Raw genomic sequence first — 18,468 nt, forward strand, 5'->3', positions numbered from 1 at the left:
CGGCGGTCAGATAACAGGCCCCGGCGACCAGCTCGGACTCGACCGTGTCGAGCGCGTCGATCAAATCGGTGATACCGGCTTTCAGCGCCGCTATGTCCGAAGGCCTTTTTTTGGCCAAGGCTTTCCGCACAGCGCCAACGGGTAACCACGCCCGTTCCGGCAAATCGGGCGCGCGATCTACGCCGTACGGGCCGATGGCGAGCATTTCGGCGGACAGGGTCTGGCCCTGCGCCATTTCCAGACGCTCGCCCAACAGATCGAGCGCCGGCCCGAAATCCTCGACGGCATGAAAGGCGAACTGCGCATATTGCACCGTTTCGCGGTCGAGCTCTGCGGACAGTATCTCCGCCAAATCGCCGGTGACCCGTGCGTCCACGCAGCGCAATTCCGCCTCTTCGGCCGCAAGTGCCTGCAAAGCATAGTGGCTTTCATCGTCGAGACAGAATGCCGTCACCGGGAGCGCCATCGCCCCCCATTCCGGCGCATCCTCCGCATCGCGAATGGCGGCCAGCGCGGTGCGGTCCGCAAACCAGTAACGGCGCGCGATATGGGTGACCGATCCGTTCATGCGGACTCTCCGAGCAAGGCCCGATGGTAGAGCGCGCCGTTTTGCGCGGCATCGAAATGTGTCTTCGCGGAGGCCAGTGCCTGTCGACGGCGCTCGGCAAAAGCTTCCGGATCATCGTGCCAGCGAATGATCCTGTCCGCGATATCCCGTGGATCGTAATCGACCAGTTCCACTCCGTCCGCCGTACCGAAATCGTCCGCAAACAGCGCGCGGGAGAGGATCGCCGGTAACCCAGACGCCATCGCTTCCATGACGACCTGCGGAAAACCTTCCGAACGCGCAGGCAGCAACAGCGCATGATGATCGCGATAGAGCCCGGGCAGCGCGGTATAGTCGTGAAAGCCGAGATAGCGGCGATTGCTCGCCTCGCGCTCGGCAAAATCGCCGGCGATGGTGAAGCGGACATCCGGCCGCTCATCCGCAAGCATATCGGCGGCCGCTTCGATCAGGTCGATGCCCTTTTCGGCGCTGCTGCGTCCGACGAACAGGATGCGATCGCACACGTCAGGTGCTTCGGATGGGGGATGAAAATGTCCGCGATCCACGCCGCGCCGGCAGATGCGGATCTTGCCCGGATCGCTGGCGAGCGAGGCCACGCGCGCCTGTTCCGTACCGCCCATCACGATGACCGTCCGGGCGACGTCGACCGCATACCGCTCCTGCGCCGCAAGGTTGGCGAGAAACGCCGTGCCGCGCATCGGCCGGCCCGCCCGTTCCTGTACGGCGATCTGCGTGGCGATATCGTTGCCTGCGATACGGTACACATAGTCGCAGGCTTCGCGATGGGCGGCCCGCGCCAGCGCGAAATTATGGCCGATCATCCGGCCGTTGAGCGTACTCACGATATCGGGGGCATGGACAGCCATCGCCGACGCATAGTCTTCGGCCAGCATGTCCGCGGCATGCGATCCCGCATCGTCCGCGGTATCGAGCGTCGCGAAGCCGACGCCGAAATTCTCGGCCAGCCTGCGCCGGTGCGGATCGTCCTCCGGCGGCAGATCGCGCATCAGCACCGTTATCTCCGCCTGGTCCTGGAGATCGCCGAGCAGGCTCGGATATTTGTAGCTGCCCCGTATCTCCCAATCGCGCGCATCATGCGCGACATAGGACGGTTCGAAAAAGGCGATGTGGGTCACGATGGCTCGACTGTGCGGAAAAGCGGCGGTGGAGACAAGCTAGAGCGCCAGGCGTTCGCGGTTGTCGACGAACCAGCGCCACGTTTCCTCCAGCCCGTCTCTAAGCCCGGTTTGCGGATCGTAGCGCAGCACGTCGCGCGCATGGCCGATATCGCACCAGGTATGGACGATCTCGCCGTCGCGAAACGGCTGATAGTCGACGGCGATGTCCCGCCCGCTGATCTCGCGCAGCATATCGATAATCGTGTTGAGCGGCGTGCCGATGCCCGTGCCGAGCTGGATCGGGCCGCTGGCATCGCTTTGCAGCGCCGCGACGATGCCATCCGACAGATCGCGCGCATGGACATAATCGCGCGTCTGCGTGCCGTCGCCATAGACGGTCAGCGTCTCGCCGCGCAGAATCTGCTTGATGAACAGCGCGATCACGCTGCCCTTGTGCCAGGATCGCGGGCCGTAAACGTTGGAAAAGCGCAGGGAGGCCGCCCGCATTCCGTAGCTCGCGGCATAGGCGGAGCAATAGCCTTCAACCGCCAGTTTCGAGGCGCCATAGGGCGAAAGCGGCGCCGCGACCATCGTCTCGTTGACCGGTGGTTCGGCCGCGCCGATGATCGCGCCGCCCGTCGATGCGTTGACGATCTTGTTTACACCCAGACGGCGCATCGCCTCGAGCACGACGAGGCTGCCGCCGACATTCACATCGAAATTGAACTTCGGTTCGGAAATTGATGGAATAACTCGAGTATCGGCCGCCAGATGCACCACCGCATCGACACCGGCCAGCGCGGTTTCGACCGTTTCTGCATCGCGGATATCGCCATGGCGGAATTCGATATCGCAATCGGCGATGGCCTCGCGCGATCCCAGCACTTCATTGTCCAGCACGACGATCTCATAGCCGCCCAGTTCTTCGAGCCGCGCGATCAGATTGCTGCCGACGAAACCCGCGCCGCCGGTAATCAATAGTTTCATTCCCAGTCCTTGCCCGTCTTTCGCGGGATCGAGTTGTCATTCCTCGGGCCGCGCCCTAATCGACGCGGGCCCATGCGTAAACGCCGGATCGGACCCTGATTGATGCAGCGCGACGACTTTACCGTAGCCGATTTTCCATCGCTCGACGCCTATCAGAGCGACGCGCCGGGGAAATTGCGCGTGTTGATCGCGACCGAGGAGATCGTCGGCCCGGTGCGCAATGGCGGGATTGCGTCGACCTACTACCACCTCGCCCGCGGGCTCGCCGCCGAGGGACATGACGTCACCGTCTGCTATCTGAAGGGCCGCGAAGTCGAGAACGAGACGGCCGATCACTGGGTCGATTTTTATGCGGGCTTCGGGATCACCTTCGTCCCCCTGCCCGATCTCGGCGAGCCGCTAGCCGGCGCCAGCGCCAAATGGCAATCGCGCTGGCTCGCCTTTTATCGCTGGTTGCGGGACAGCGAACGGTTCGACGTCGTGCACAGCTCGGAATGGCGCGGCGGTGCCTTTTACGCGCTGCAGGCCAAGCGGCTCGGCCTCGCCTTTCAGGATACGCTGTTCGTCACCAAGACCTCCTCGCCCTATATCTGGAACCGGCATTACCAGATGCAGCCGATCGACAATGTCGACCTGCTGATTGCGAGCTTCGCCGAGCAGAAATGCGTCGAATGGGCGGACATGGTCGTGGGCGGCAGCGCGCATCTCCTCAGCTTCATGGACCATATCGGCTATCGCCTGCCCGAGGGCCGCACCCATGTGCAGCCGAACATCGTCGATTTTTCCGAAGTGGTCGTCGAGGAACAGCGCCCCAACCGCGATTTCGGCGAGACGGTCCGGACACGCGAACTCGTCTTCTTCGGCAGGCTCGAGCCGCGCAAAGGTCTCGATCTGTTCGTGCTCGCGCTCGACATGCTCGTCGCGCAAGGGATCGAGATCGAGCGCGTGACCTTTCTCGGCAAGCCGGGGGAGCCGCTCGCCAACCAGCAAGGCCGCCAACCGCTCGATTTCATCCGCGACCATGCACAGCACTGGCCGTTTCCCGCCGATATCGTGACCGATCTCAATCAGCCCGAAGCGCTGAGCCTTATGTGCTCGCGCGACATGATCGCGGCCATGCCCTCGCTGATCGAGAATTCGACGATGGCGGTTTACGAGGCGCTCGTGCACAAAATCCCGTTCGTCGCGACCGCGGTCGGCGGCACACCGGAACTGATCGATCCCGCCGACCATGATGCGACGCTCGTGCCGCCCGACATCGAAGCGCTGGCGCTGCGTCTGCAGGGCGCGCTGGAAGACGGACAAGTCCTCGCCCGCCCGGCCTTCGACAACGACGCCAATCTTGAAACCTGGTACGGTTTTCACCGCTATGTGGCGGCCAACGGACCAACATCGCTGGCGCCCGCATCCTCTGATGCGCACACAGACGCCACAATCGCGCTCGTGATCCATGCGGCGAGTACCGATGCGCTCGATTGGGCGGTCGAACAGGCGATTGCCGTGCAGGATGTCGACGCCATCCGCGTCTATTCCGCCGTGAGTGCAGCGACGGCAAAGCAGCGACTGTCCGAAAGCGGCGCAAAGGGAATCGAGATTGTCGAAGCGATCGGCACGGCGGCCGGTGCCTGTTTCAACCACGCGCTCGAAACGGCGGATCAGGATATCTTCGTCTTTCAGGCGGCGGACAAAACGGCCTACCGCAATGGTTTCGCCGCCGCGTTGCGCGATGCCTGTACGACGGAGCCCGGCGCTCTGGTCACGGGCCTGTTCGCATTCGCCGCAGATGCCGAACGCGGCGAGCCGGATACGATTTTCGCGCCGCTCGGTGCCGATCCGGCGAGCCAAGCGCTGACCGGGGCGGCCTATGGCGTCGAACTGGTGGCCGGACTGCGGTCGACATTTCGTGACCTTGGCGATTTCGAAGCCTATCGCGTGCCCAAGGGCGTCACCCATGAATATGTGACACGCGCCGCGCAGCAGGGTCGCGACATGTTCGTGCTGCCGGAAATCCTGTTCGACCATCGCGGCGACTATGCCGAGATCACCGAACAGGCCGGCCATGGCGCCTATCTCGCGCAGAAGGCGCTGCTCGATGCGGGCAGTCTGCCGACGAAGAAGCTCCTCCTGCACAAGCCGGAAGCCGCCCGCACGCCGGGCAATGCCGGGCGGATCATCCTGGGCCAGGCGCATCGCGAAGAGGGCGAAACGGCCTGGCTCACCAATGTCGAAAAAATGGGGCGGGTGACGAACCCGCCACCCAATCGCCATCATGTGCTGCTCGGCTTCGACCGGGAAAGCGCGCGGCTCGATTTCGCCATATTGCACGAGGGCACGCTGACCGTCCGCGCCAATGGGCTGCCTATCCGGGAGGACGCCGAGTTCGGCCGTCTTGGGGAGTTTACGCGTGACAGTATCGCGCTTCTGCCGCTGCTCGAGGAGAGCGACCGGCTGCGGCTGCGCATCGAATTCAGCCGGAACGGGCGCGAGCGTTTCTCCTCCATTCTCGCGCAGCGCATCGAAGACGGCATCTATTTCCTCAGCGCGCGCAGCCCGATCTACTGGGACGGCGATTTCGACGAGATGTTGGCGCTGATCGGCGGCAGTCGGAACGTACCGGAGGTGCCGCCGCTGCGCCGCATGCCCGAACCGCGCCCGTCGCTGATCGCACGGCTGCGGCAAGACCTTCGCAAGAGCTGAGACCCGCCTGATAGCTTGGCCTCACGCAGGTCGGCACGGCGGGATCGGCGCTGGATTCACAGGGTCTTGCCGCTATAGATGTGATCGGTCGCATAATTTGCCCGGCTGAACGGCGCCAAGACCGGCAGCCAGCATCTGTGAGTGCGGAGGGGTATATGCCGTATCGGACGCGTGTTGGCGGTTACCGGGGCAATGGCGGCCACCCAGGCGCCCGCTCAGCAGCTCAGACCGAGTCTGGAGGACAGTTTCCGGCTGGGCACGGGCACCGGACTGCTCTGCCGCGTCCAATCCCGCTGCACCGATCCGGCGCTCGAAAAGATGTTCGATCGCGCCTGCGCAGTGGACGGCACGCGGCGGCGATGACGGCAGCCGATGGCTGAGACCGACACGCCCAATGGTGTTCCGGACCGGGACTCGCTGATCGCGCGCTGGCGGCGCGCCCGGCGCGAGATCGGGCCGACGCGCTTTGTCGCAACCATCGTCCTGCTGGTGCTCGCGCTGTTCGTCGCCCGTTACAGTTGGACGATGCCCTTTACCGACGAGATCGAGCGCGTCCTGTTCGACGTCCGGGCGAGCTACGCCATGGAGCAGGTCGAGGAAGACGATCGCATCGTCATCATCGTCTATGACGAGGACACCCTGCTCGACACCGGAGTCCGATCCCCGCTCGACCGCGAAATCCTCGCCCAGGCGCTCGCCAATATCGATACGCTTCAACCGGACGGGATCGCGATCGACATCCTGTTCGACCAGGCGACACCGAACGATGCGCTGCTCATCGACGCGCTGCGCAGCATGACGACGCGCACCTATGTGCCGCGCGTATCGCCCGAACACAGCCCGCAGCTCGGGCTTCAGCCGCGCCAGATGGATTTCCTCGCCGATTTCCTGCGGCAGACGGACACGGACGCCGTCGACGAAACGAGCGTCGTGCTGACCGCCGACGAAGACAATGTCGCACGCCGCTGGCCGGCCCAGCCCGACGACCTGCCGCCGCTCATGTCGAACTCGCTCGCGCCCGGGAACGAAGCCTATCGCGAGTATCGCGGCAGCATCGCCTATCGCACGCCGCTCTACGAAGACGGGGCAGTATTTCTCAAACTGCCGATCGGCTTTTTCGCCGACCCCGAGATGGCGCCGGCCTTCGCCGAATTCGTGACCGGGCGCCATGTGCTGATCGGCACCGATCTCAACGATCGCGACCGGTTCGAAACCCCTATCTCCCGCCTCACCGACGGCGCGACGATCCCGGGCGTCGAAGTCCATGCGCATATGCTCGCCCAGATACTCGACGGCGTGATGTTCGCGCAGATTCCGCCCTGGATATTGTGGCTGACGGCTTTGGTCGTCGTCCTGTGTGCGGCCCTGACGAGCCTGTCGGAGTTCCGGCTGTGGAAGCTCGCGCTGCTGATCCTCGTCCAGGCGGCGCTGATCCTCGTGATCCCCTTCACGCTGCATCGCACCGGCTATGATACCCAGAACCTGCCGGTGTTCGGCTGGATCGCCGGCTGGATCATCGCCTTTATGACAGTCGGCGCGGCGGCGCGTTCGGTGGGAGCGGAAAAGCGCCAATATGTGCAGGGCGCGCTCAACAAATACCTGCCCGCCGATGTCGCGACGCAGATCATGGACGATCCCGAGCGGCTGACGCTGCGCGGCGAAAAACGGGCGATCTATGCCGTTTTCACCGATCTCGAAGGCTTCACCAAGCTCAGTCACGCCATCGAACCGGAAATGGTGGCACGACTGCTCAACCATTATCTCGACAAGATGAGCGAGATCGTTCTCGATTATGGCGGGACGATCGACAAATTCGTCGGCGATGCCGTCGTCGCCTTCTGGGGCGCGCCGATCGCCCGTCCCGACGATGCCGACCGCGCCGCGCAATGCGCCATCGCGATGTGGCGATTCGGCGAGGAATTCCGCCAGAATGCACCCGAAGGCGTGCCGCCGATCGGCCGGACGCGGGTCGGACTGCATTATGGCGAGGCGATCGTGGGCAATTTCGGCGGCGAGGAGCGAATCCAGTACACGGCTCTCGGCGACGCCATGAATACCGCCGCGCGGCTCGAAAGCGCCAATAAACAGACGGATACGGCGATGCTCGCGAGTTACGAGGCGGTCGAAACGGTAACCAAGGCGGAATTCCGCTGTCTGGGGCGTGTAACGCTGTCCGGCCGGGCGACTCCGGTCAAAATCTACGAACCTGTGCTCGACATCACGGCAGGTTCAGCCGCGATGGTGGATAGTCTGTACCGGCAATTCGAAGAGGGAGATGAACAGGCCCGCGAAAAAATAGCCGAGTTGGCGGCGCAGAACCCCGACGACGCGGCACTCAGAAACTTCGCGGAACGCCTGATCACGACCGAACCAGGAGGGACTTATGTTCTACAAGGCAAGTAAATCGGCGCTCTATGCGGTGGCGGGCATCACGCTCGCATCGATGAGCGGCACGGCAATGGCCGACGTGCTGGTAACGCAATCCAGCGGCGCGATCGGGCGCGAACTGCCGCGCGGCACGCGGCTGCCCGACGACCGGATCATCACGCTGCGCGACGGCGACAGGGTTACCGTGCTGACCAGCAACGGCACACGCCGTTTCTCCAGCCCCGGCCGGTATCGCGTGAGCGGCCCGCGGCAGGTAGCGTCCGGCGGTATCGCACGAACCGGCCGCAACGGCATCTCCCGGGCGGGTATCAGCCGCGGCGTGCCGGGACTTGCCCCAATCCAGGCGGCGAACCGCACGCACTGGCAGATCGACATCGATCAGTCGGGCACATTCTGCATCGCCGAAGATCGGCCGGTCTCGTTGTGGCGGTCCAACGCATCGCAGGCGGCCGCGGTCATCGTCACGCGCGCCAGCACCGGTGCGAGCATGACGGTCACGCTGCCGGCAGGCGATTTCTCGCAGGCCTGGCCGGACGGCATGGCGATGGAAAGTGGAATCTATACGATACAGGTCACCGGCGATCCGGTTGAACGGCAGGTCGAATTCGTGACCGTCGAAGGCGATGTCAGCGATCCTATCGTCCTGGGCAGTGCGCTTATGGAGCATGAGTGCAACGTCCAGCTCGAAGCGATGACTGCCAATTACGAAACCGTCGAACCGGGCGAAGACGGAGGCTGATACGAACCTGGCGGACAAGCGCCGCAAGGGCAGGTCACCGCGCTAATGCAGCCGCGGGGAAACTGCATGGCGGCCAACGCGGATCTGTGGATTCAAAATCCGCTGGAGAGCGGCTCGGACGACTGAGCCGGCAATCGCGCCTCAGGGCCGCGAGACGATTGACCTTGCCCCGCGGGACCGGCATCGCTTGCGCCCATGACCGATACCCCGTTGATCCTTTTCAACAGCCTCACCCGCGCGCGCGAGCAATTCCGGCCTATCAATGACGGCGAGGCGCGCGTCTATACCTGCGGCCCGACCGTCTACAATTACCAGCATATCGGCAATATGCGCGCTTATGTGTTCGCCGATACGCTGGGCCGGGTGCTGAGCTGGAAGGGGTACAAACTCACCCATGTCATCAACATCACCGATGTCGGCCATCTGACGTCCGACGCAGACGCTGGCGACGACAAGATGGAAAAGGCGGCGAGCGAGAGCGGCAGATCGGCCTGGGACATCGCGAAATATTACACCGACGCCTATTGGCGCGATATCGAACGGCTCAATATCCGCCAGCCCGCCAAATGGTCGATCGCGACCGAGCATGTCGAGCAGATGATCGACTTCGCGAAAAGCATCGCGGACAAGCATTGCTACGAGCTCGACAGCGGCCTTTATTTCGACACTTCGACCGTGCCCGATTATGGCAGGCTCGCCCGCGCCGCGACCGATGAGGGCGAAAGCCGGATCGATCCGGTCGAGGACAAGCGGCATCAGACGGACTTCGCGATCTGGCGGAAGACGCCCGAAGGCGAGACGCGTCAGATGGAATGGGATTCGCCCTGGGGCCGCGGCGCGCCGGGCTGGCATCTCGAATGCTCGGTGATGAGCAAAATGTATCTGGGCGAAACCTTCGATATCCATACCGGCGGCATCGACCATCGCGAGATCCACCATCCGAACGAGATCGCGCAGAACCAGGCACATAGCTGCTCTGCCGATACCGGCGCGAACATCTGGATGCACAATAATTTCCTCGTCGATCGCGGCGGGAAGATGAGCAAGTCGGCGGGCGAGTTCCTGACGCTTCAGGTGCTCGTGGACAAGGGCGTCCACCCGCTCGCCTATCGCCTGATGTGCCTGCAGGCGCATTATCGCAGCGAGCTGGAGTTTACGTTCGAGAATTTGATTGCGGCGCTGACGCGGCTGAAGCGGATGGTGATGACCGTCGTGCAGTTGCGCGAAGAAACGGAACCGGCCGAGCGCTGCACACATCCACGGTTGCGCGAGATGCTCGACGCGTTCGGAGCGGCCGTTTCCGACGATCTGAACACGCCCAAGGCGCTCACGCATCTCGACGATATCCTCGCGCTCAAGAAAATCGACCGCGCCGAGAAGCTCGCCGCGATTGCGGAGGCCGACGCCGTTCTTGGCCTGAACCTGCTGACACTCGAGCGCGCCGATCTGCGCATGCGTCCGGTCGACGCCGATATCGAAGAAGATGAGGTGGAGCACCAACTCGACCTGCGTGCCGAAGCCAAGATGAACAAGAATTTCCCGGCCGCCGACGCCATCCGCAATATGCTCGCCGACAAGGGCGTCGAGATCATGGATGGCGATCCGCTGCGCTGGGAGTGGAGGATAGACGCATGACCAAAGCCGCCATCGCCTCGCTGATCCGGCCGCTGGTCGAACCGCATATCGACGGGCTGGACGTCACCTGGTTCGAAAGCGGCGACCAGGCGATGGAGATTGCCGACAGCGTCGAGATCGGCTGGTTCGACATGTACGACAAGCCGAAAATGGCGGAGATCATCACCGCGGCGACCAACCTCAAATGGTTGAATTCGATTTATGCCGGAATCGATCACTTTCCCGTCGATGCGCTGCGCGAGCGCGGGACGATCGTCACCAACGGCACGGGCATCAACGCGATCCCGATCGCCGAGTTCGTCGTGATGGGCATGCTGGCTGCGGCGAAGCGCGTCGATAAGCTGCTGGAATCGCAAGCGCAGGGCGAATGGCTGAACGGCCCGCCCGGCAATGCCGAGCTGTTCGAGAGCAAGATCCTCATCATCGGCTATGGCGCGATCGGCCAACAGGTCGCGAAAACGCTGTCGGGCTTCAATGCGGATATCACGGCCGTGCGCCGCACGCCGGTGGAGGATGACAGCATCATCGGCCCGGACGAGTGGCGCGCCCGGCTCGGCGAGTTCGACTGGGTGATCGTTGCGGCCCCCGCCACCGACGAGACGCAGCATATGATCGGCGCCGACGAACTCGCAGCGATGAAGAACACGGCCTGGCTCGTAAACGTCGCGCGCGGTTCGCTCGTCGATCAGGCCGCGCTAATTGCGGCACTGGAAGCGAAATCCATCGGCGGCGCCTTTCTCGACACGGTGACGCCCGAACCGCTGCCATCCGATGACCCGCTCTGGAAAGCGCCCAATATCTTCATCACCTCGCATATGTCCGGCAATGCGACCACGCGGATGTTCGAGCGCGCGGCGCAGCGCTTCGTCGAAAATCTCAAACGCTATCGCGCTGGCGAGGACATGATTTCGGTCGTCAATCTCGATCTCGGCTATTGAAGACATGTGCTCCTGCGCAGGCAGGAGCCTAGGGCGGCAGAGACAAACGCTCGTTGCTCTGGGCTCCTGCCTGCGCAGGAGCACTGCAGTAGTGACGCGCGCCGCTACCGCGTGTAACCTCTTGCCGGGTCTGCCGGAATAAGTTGCTGACAGGGGAAGCACGATGACCAAGGCGTCCGATCTTTTCGTCCAGTGCCTGGAAGAGGAAGGCGTAGACTATGTGTTCGGCGTGCCCGGCGAGGAAAATCTCGATTTTCTCGAAAGCCTGTCCAAGTCGAGCATTAAACTGATCCTCACGCGCCACGAACAGGGCGCGGGCTTCATGGCCGCCACCTATGGCCGGCACACGGGCAAGGTCGGCGTGTGCCTGGCTACGCTCGGCCCGGGCGCGACCAATCTCGTGACCTCGGCCGCCTATGCCAATCTCGGCGGCATGCCGATCCTGATGATCACCGGGCAGAAGCCGATCAAATCGTCCAAACAGGGCCGGTTCCAGATCCTCGATGTCGTCGACATGATGGGACCGATCACCAAATTCACGCACCAGCTGGCCTCAGGCGACAATATCCCGTCGCGCGTCCGCGAAGCCTTCCGCATCGCGACGACCGAAAAACCAGGCGCGACGCATCTGGAGTTTCCGGAGGACATTGCCGAGGAGCAGAGCGACAAGACGCCGATCCCGGCGAGCCTGCACCGCCGGCCGATTGCGGAGGAAAAGGCGATCCGCGCGGCCAGGCAGAAGCTTGAAGCGGCGAAATCGCCGATCCTCGTCATCGGCGGCGGCGCCAACCGCACGATGACCTGCCGGATGCTCACGCAATTCGTCGAAAAGACCGGCATCCCATTCGTCACGACCCAGCTCGGCAAGGGCGTGATCGACGAGACGAGCGACAAATATCTCGGCACGGCCGCGCTATCGGCCGGCGATTTCGTCCATCGCGCGATCGAATCCGCCGACCTGATCGTCAATATCGGCCATGACGTGATCGAAAAGCCGCCCTTCTTCATGCAGCGTGGCGGGGCCGAAGTCATCCATGTGAGCTGTATCCCGGCCGAGGTCGATCCCGTCTATTTCCCGCAAATCGAGGTGATCGGCGACATCGCCAACGCGATCTGGCAGATCAAGGAAGACATTATCCCGCAGGGGCATTGGACCTTCGACAAGATGATGAAGGCGCGCGCCGCCGAGGAAGAGCATACGGACAGCCTCGACGACGATATGCGTTTCCCCATCTATCCGCCGTTCCTCGTCAAGGCGGTGCGCGAAGCCATGCCGGCGGACGGGATCATCGCGCTCGACAATGGCGTCTACAAGATCTGGTTCGCGCGCAACTACAAGGCGCGCCAGCCCAATACGGTGCTGCTCGACAATGCGCTCGCCTCGATGGGCGCGGGCCTGCCCTCGGCCATGGGCTCCGCGATGGTCTATCCCGACCGCAAGATTCTCGCGATCTGCGGCGATGGCGGCTTCATGATGAACAGCCAGGAGATGGAGACCGCCGTGCGGCTCGGCCTCAATCTCACCGTGCTGATCCTGCGCGACGACGCGTATGGCATGATCCGCTGGAAACAGGCCAATATGGGTTTCGAAGACTACGGCCTCACCTTCGGCAATCCCGACTTCGTCCAATATGCCGAAAGCTATGGCGCGCACGGCCATCGCGTGGAAAGCGCGGCGCATCTCAAGGAGCTGCTCGACACCTGTCTCGGCAGCGAGGGCGTCCATCTGATCGACTGCCCGGTCGATTATTCGGACAATGACCGGATTCTCAATCACGAGATCAAGGAATTAAGCGAAAAATTAACGCTGTAAGTCGCGCAATCACGGTACGGAACGCTTGCCAGCAGCGGCCCGAAAGAACATAAGTCGGGGCGAGACGGGGGTCGCTTTATTTCGAACGGATGCGGGTGCGTCCGTCTTGATCGAAACCACGCCAGAGGAGGGATATGGCGGGGAGAGCGAATTGGGCGATCGGGCTAGCCGGGCTTGCGGCAGCGGCCGGCATTATGCTCGGCGTCGGCCAGTCCGAAGATGCGACCGCCGCGGCGGCGCAATCCACCTCGAACACCCATGTCGGCGTCGCGACCTGCGGCGGCACCACCTGTCACGGCCGGCAGGAAGCCGATGGCGCCGTGGTCCGGCAGGACGAGATTTTGCGCTGGCAGGAACCGTCCAGCGCAACCGGCGCACACAGTCGCGCCTATGCGGTCCTCACCAATCCACGCTCGCAGCGGATCGCTAACGAACTCGGCATCGGCAATCCGGCAAGCGCGGCGATGTGCCTCGGCTGCCATAGCGATTATGTGCCGCCGGCTCGGCGCGGTCCGCGGTTCCAGCTTTCCGACGGCGTGAGCTGCGAAAGCTGCCATGGCGGCGCGGGCGGCGGCGAAACCGGATGGCTCGCCAGCCATTATGCGGTCGGCAACACCCATGCGGCGAATGTCCGCCGCGGGCTTTACCCGCTGGAAAATCCCCGTGCACGCGCCTCGCTCTGCCTGAACTGCCATTTCGGTAGCACCGGCGAAGGCCAGTTCGTCAATCACAGGATCATGGCGGCCGGCCATCCGCGGCTCGTCTTCGAGCTCGATCTCTTCTCGACGCTCCAGCAGCATCATGACGAGGATGGCGACTATGCGCGGCGCAAGGGCCGGACCAACCATGTCCGCATGTGGGCGGTGGGCCAGGCGACCGCGCTCGAACGCTCGCTGACGCTCTTCCAGAATCAGCGCCTCGGCACCGAGGGCATGTTCCCGGAATTCTATTTCTTCGACTGCCATACCTGCCATCGGCGCATCTACGACGATCCGAACGCGCGCCCGACCGGGATCGCGAACCCGTCGCGCCCGATCCCCAACGGTTTCCCGAGCTATCAGGACGAGAATATGATCATGCTGGCGGCGGCTGCACGGGCGGTCGCACCCAATCTCGCCGAGCGGTTCGATCGGGACAGCCGCGCGTTCCACGGCGCGATGGCCGAGGGCCGCAGCGCGGCGACGGCGGCGGCGGCGCGCCTCCGCGAGAGCGCGCGCCAGCTCGGCAACGCCTTCGCCTCGGCCAGCTTCGACCGCCAGCAGACGTTCGCCATCATCAACAGCGTCTCCTCCGACGCGATCCGGCCGCGTTTCACCGATTATGAAGGCAGCGTGCAGGCGGTCATGGCGACCGATACGCTGCTCAACGCGATGGTCAGCCAGGGCATGGTGTCCGAAGCCTCGGTCACCGGCATCCGCGCCGATATCAACGCGGCCTATGCCGCGGTGCGCGAACCCAATGCCTATCGCCCGCTCGAATTCCGCCAGGCGCTCGGCCGCGCATCGGCGGCGATCGGACGGTTGCGGTGATACGGAGCACACGATTGACGGCGGCGCTGACCGCCAGCGCGCTCGTCCTCGCCTCGTGCGGCGGAGGTGGTGGCGGCGGCACGCCCGGCAATACGCAAGGCAATCCCGCACCGCCGCCTCCGCCTCCACCGCCGCCGGCCGTCACCCAATATCCGGTGCCGGCGCAGGAATCCCTCTCGGCCGCCGATGTGCGCCAGGTGATCGCGCAGGCCGCCGGCGAGGCCACAGCGCGCGGCCTGCCGGTCGCCATCGCTGTGGTCGACCGGGTCGGCAATGTCCTCGCCGTCTATGCGATGGACGGCGCGGATCTCTCGCTCAGCGTCCCTTCGCCCGCTGGCCCCGATTTCGACCTGCAGGGCACGGTATTGCCCGCGCCCGCCGCAGCCGCCGGCGCAATCGCCAAGGCGATCACCGGCGCCTATCTCTCCTCGGCCGGCAATGCCTTTTCCACGCGCACGGCGAGCGAAATCGTGCAGGAACATTTCCCGCCCGCCCCGGGCGTGACCACCGGCCTCGAAAGCGGTCCGCTCTATGGCGTGCAGTTCAGCTCGCTCCCCTGCTCCGACCTCGTCCGGCGTTTCACCGGTGCGATGGGCCCGGGCGCGCTGATCGGGCCGAAGCGCTCGCCGCTGGGCCTGTCCGCCGATCCGGGCGGCTTTCCGCTCTATCGCGATGGCGTGGTGATCGGCGGGGTCGGCGTGATGGGCGACGGGGTTTACGGTTTCGATCCCGACCGGCGCGACAATGACAATAGCGACGAGGAAGCGATTGCCCTCGCCGCCACAAACGGCTTCGAGCCCCGGCGCGGAATCCAGGCCGACCGCATTCCGGTCGACGGCACGACGCTTAAATATTCGGACGCGGACAGAGGCGACTTTGCGAGCAATCCCGATGCGCCACCGGCTTTCGCGACCATCGACGGCTCGCTGGTCAGCGTCGCCGGTTATTACGACGCGGCGGGCGGCGTGTTGGCCGGTACGGCCTATGGCTCGGAAGCGTCCGGCATTCGCGCCTCGACCGCCGCCGAATTCTCGATCCGCGATGCCTTCGTCCTCACCGACGGTTCGGGCGCCAACCGCTTTCCGATCCGCGCGGCGACGGACGGGGCGGATGTGACGTCGCCGCTCACTGCTGCCGAAGTCACGGCAATCCTCGAAGAGGCTTTTATCGTGATGCGCCGGGCGCGCGCGCAGATCCGGCGGCCCCTCGACAGCCGGGCGGAAGTCACCATCTCGGTCGTCGATACACATGGCGAGATTCTCGGCATCGTCCGCTCGCCCGACGCGCCGATCTTCGGCACCGATGTGTCGCTGCAGAAGGCCCGCACCGCGACCTTCTTCTCCGGCGCGAACGCGGCGACCTTGCTGCTCGGCAACCCAAGCGCCGATGTGCGCTCCTTCGTGCAGGCGACCCGCGATTTTCTCGGCGATCCCAATGCGCTGACCGGCGCCTTCGCCTTTTCCGATCGCGCGGGCGGCAACCTGTCCCGTCCCTTTTTTCCCGACGGCGAAGTCGGCCGGCCGAACGGGCCGCTGTCCCGCTCCATCGACAGCTTCAACCCCTTCTCGACCGGCCTGCAATCGGCGCTGATCCTCGACAATATCCTGACCCATGTCGGTTTCATTTTCGGGATGAACGCGGACACGCCGCCGCGCTGCACGGCGACGCCCGATGTCGCGCCCGGCCAGAACCCGCTCGAAAACGGCATCCAGATCTTTCCCGGATCGGTGCCCGTCTATCGCGGCAACAGGCTGGTCGGTGGGATCGGCATTTCGGGCGACGGCATCGATCAGGACGACATGATCGCGTTTCTAGGCACGCATAACGCCTCGGTGCGCGTCGGCGGGATCAGCAATGCCGCGCCCGATATCCGCGCCGACCGGATCGTCGTGCGGGTCGGCGGGAACGATGTCCGGCTGCGTTACGTCAACTGCCCGTTCGCGCCGTTCCTCGATACGGACGAGCAGAATGTCTGTCAGGGGTTGTGAGTGATGAGCGGCGGGGTATCGCTTATCGCAATAGCGCTAGTGAGCGGGCCAGCATCGTGTCTCGGAGCCAATGGCGGAGATTCTCCCCTCCCCTTGATGGGGAGGGGCTGGGGGTGGGGTGAGCTCGCAACTAGCGCATCGGTTGCAACCGTATTTGCAGACGGAGAAATCACCCCCACCCAAACCCTCCCCCATCAAGAGGGAGGGCTTCTTGAACTCGCATCGGCCGATCCGCCGCGCAGCCAGATGCCACGCCGCGTGCCCGGCGAGCCGGAGCCGGGCCTCAACGAGGTTCAGATCGAAGACGACATGGAGCCCGGCGATGCGGATGAAACACTGATCGAAGACCGCCGCCGGCCCGGCGTGCCGCAAAGCAACCTGCCCGATCCTGTGACGCAGGAAAATGTCGGCGCGGTGCGCGCCCCGCCACCTCAAGCCTTTCCCGGCGACCAATTTCCGGTGCCCGATCGCTGGCGGATCGTCGAGAGCATCGGCGTCAACGAGAACCTGCTCGACCCCTACAACCAGAACACGCTGAAAGGCGACCGGCCGATCCCGCTGGGCGATTTGCCGGACTGGCTGCCGATCAACGGCGACGACTGGTTCTTCGTCGTCAACGCGATCTCGGACACGGTAATCGAACCGCGCAGCTTTCCGACGCCGGTCGGCGTGCAGACGACGACGGAACGCGACAGCCTCGATGTGTTCGGCCGCGCCGACAGCCTCGTCCTTGCGCAAACCTTCATTACCGGCGTCGCGTTGATCAAGGGATCGACCGCCTATCGCCCGCCGGATGTCGAATATCGCGTCACGCTCGCGACCCAGTTCAACTATGTCGATGTAAACGAGCGGCGCATCCTATTCGTCGAGCCGAGCCGGCCGAGCCATCGTTTCGACTGGTTCACCGGCGTCCAGGAACTGTTTTTCGACTATCACTTCCGCAACACGTCGCGGCGCTACGATTTCGATTCCATCCGCATCGGCGTCCAGCCCTTCAATGCCGATTTCCGGGGCTTTCTCTTCCAGGACAACCAGCTCGGCGTGCGATTGTTCGGCACGCGCGACAATAACCGGCTCCAATATAATCTCGCCGCCTTTATGCGGCTTGAAAAGGACACCAACTCCGGCCTCAACGACCTTTTCGCGACGCCGCGCAGCGATTTCGTGTTTCACGCCAATCTCTACCGGCAGGACCTGCCGGTGCCCGGCCTCACCAGCCAGTTCAGCCTGACCTACAATATGAACCGCGAGCGCACCGATATCGAGATCGACGATAACGGTTTTCCGGTACGCCCGGCGCTGCTCGGATCGTTGAACGGGCGCAATTACGACGTCCTCTATCTGGGCTACAACGCCGACGGGCGGATCGGACGGTTCAACCTGACGGCCAGCGCCTATCTCGCGCTTGGCGAAGACCGGAACAGCTTCTTCACCGACGAACCGGCCGATATCTTCGCCTATTTCGGCGCCGCGGAGCTCAGCTACGATGTCGACTGGATGCGCTTCCGCCTGTCCGGCCTTTATGCGAGCGGCGACGGCGATCCGTACGACAATACCGAGCGCGGCTTCGATGCGATCTTCGAAAACCCGATCTTCGCGGGCGCGGACACCAGCTACTGGATCCGCCAGGTGATCCCGTTCGCGGGCGGCGGGCGCGCCATCGGCGTCAACGGCCGCAACGGCATCCTCAACTCGCTGCGCAGCTCCAAGGAGCAGGGCCAGTCCAACTTCAACAATCCGGGCACGATCCTCGCCGGCGTCGGCGCCGACTTCGACATCACGCCGGAAATTCGCCTCTCCGCCAACGCCAACCATCTCTGGTTCGAGGATACGGACAGCCTGCAGGCCCTGCGCAACGAAGGCAGCATCCCGAGTTCGATCGGCTATGACCTGTCGGCGGCGGCGATCTGGCGGCCCTCGGCGATCCAGAATGTCGTCTTCCGCCTGTCGGGCGCGGTGTTCGAGGCGAGCGACGGTTTTGCAGACCTGTTCGCCAACGATAGGCGATCGAACACCTATTATTCCGTCCTCTTCAACGCGATACTGACCTACTGATGGGCGGGCGACG

At 64.0% G+C, this 18,468-nt stretch carries 13 protein-coding genes; 10 read left to right on the top strand and 3 right to left on the bottom strand.

What is annotated here, in order from left to right; genetic code table 11:
* The 3 genes from ACTS1Z_RS00025 to ACTS1Z_RS00035 form a co-directional block, all read right to left on the bottom strand.
* Positions 1-568, bottom strand: a 568-nt coding sequence (locus ACTS1Z_RS00025) for a hypothetical protein (RefSeq protein WP_442622376.1), incomplete at its 3' end; no start/stop codon positions are given.
* On the bottom strand, positions 565-1,704 hold the full coding sequence (locus tag ACTS1Z_RS00030) for a glycosyltransferase (protein WP_442622377.1): 1,140 nt from the start codon (positions 1,702-1,704) through the stop codon (positions 565-567). The genes ACTS1Z_RS00025 and ACTS1Z_RS00030, both read right to left, overlap by 4 nt.
* Before the next feature lie 39 nt (positions 1,705-1,743).
* The gene (locus ACTS1Z_RS00035) at positions 1,744-2,673 is read right to left on the bottom strand and encodes an NAD-dependent epimerase/dehydratase family protein (protein WP_442622378.1); all 930 of its coding nucleotides are present in this window, start codon (positions 2,671-2,673) and stop codon (positions 1,744-1,746) included.
* A gap of 102 nt (positions 2,674-2,775) precedes the next feature.
* On the opposite strand from ACTS1Z_RS00035, the gene ACTS1Z_RS00040 reads away from it, so the two are divergent.
* The 10 genes from ACTS1Z_RS00040 to ACTS1Z_RS00085 all read left to right on the top strand — a co-directional run bounded on the left by ACTS1Z_RS00040 (position 2,776) and on the right by ACTS1Z_RS00085 (position 18,455).
* Positions 2,776-5,370: a glycosyltransferase family 4 protein gene (locus tag ACTS1Z_RS00040; protein WP_442622379.1), complete on the top strand. Its 2,595-nt coding sequence runs from the start codon at positions 2,776-2,778 to the stop codon at positions 5,368-5,370.
* A gap of 192 nt (positions 5,371-5,562) precedes the next feature.
* Positions 5,563-5,733 carry a hypothetical protein gene (locus ACTS1Z_RS00045; RefSeq protein ID WP_442622380.1) on the top strand — a complete coding sequence of 57 codons (171 nt, stop codon included), beginning with the start codon at positions 5,563-5,565 and terminating at the stop codon, positions 5,731-5,733.
* A 9-nt stretch (positions 5,734-5,742) separates the two neighbouring features.
* Entirely contained in the window at positions 5,743-7,773 is a 2,031-nt protein-coding gene (locus ACTS1Z_RS00050; RefSeq protein WP_442622381.1) for a CHASE2 domain-containing protein, read from the top strand.
* Positions 7,754-8,497 carry a hypothetical protein gene (locus ACTS1Z_RS00055; RefSeq protein WP_442622382.1) on the top strand — a complete coding sequence of 248 codons (744 nt, stop codon included), beginning with the start codon at positions 7,754-7,756 and terminating at the stop codon, positions 8,495-8,497. Before ACTS1Z_RS00050 ends, ACTS1Z_RS00055 begins: the two co-directional genes overlap by 20 nt.
* A gap of 195 nt (positions 8,498-8,692) precedes the next feature.
* Positions 8,693-10,132: a cysteine--tRNA ligase gene (gene cysS / locus ACTS1Z_RS00060; protein ID WP_442622383.1), complete on the top strand. Its 1,440-nt coding sequence runs from the start codon at positions 8,693-8,695 to the stop codon at positions 10,130-10,132.
* Entirely contained in the window at positions 10,129-11,070 is a 942-nt protein-coding gene (locus tag ACTS1Z_RS00065; protein ID WP_442622384.1) for a D-2-hydroxyacid dehydrogenase, read from the top strand. Before cysS ends, ACTS1Z_RS00065 begins: the two co-directional genes overlap by 4 nt.
* Before the next feature lie 163 nt (positions 11,071-11,233).
* Complete coding sequence (locus ACTS1Z_RS00070) at positions 11,234-12,883, top strand: acetolactate synthase large subunit (protein ID WP_442622385.1); 1,650 nt, start codon at positions 11,234-11,236, stop codon at positions 12,881-12,883.
* A gap of 134 nt (positions 12,884-13,017) precedes the next feature.
* Positions 13,018-14,412, top strand: a complete 1,395-nt coding sequence (locus ACTS1Z_RS00075; RefSeq protein WP_442622386.1) for a multiheme c-type cytochrome — start codon at positions 13,018-13,020, stop codon at positions 14,410-14,412.
* Positions 14,412-16,400, top strand: a complete 1,989-nt coding sequence (locus tag ACTS1Z_RS00080) for a heme-binding protein (RefSeq protein ID WP_442622424.1) — start codon at positions 14,412-14,414, stop codon at positions 16,398-16,400. Before ACTS1Z_RS00075 ends, ACTS1Z_RS00080 begins: the two co-directional genes overlap by 1 nt.
* A gap of 246 nt (positions 16,401-16,646) precedes the next feature.
* Positions 16,647-18,455: a hypothetical protein gene (locus ACTS1Z_RS00085; protein ID WP_442622387.1), complete on the top strand. Its 1,809-nt coding sequence runs from the start codon at positions 16,647-16,649 to the stop codon at positions 18,453-18,455.
* The last annotated feature ends 13 nt before the right edge of the window (positions 18,456-18,468 follow it).

The organism is Parasphingopyxis sp., from assembly GCF_052168295.1.
GTDB lineage: Bacteria > Pseudomonadota > Alphaproteobacteria > Sphingomonadales > Sphingomonadaceae > Parasphingopyxis.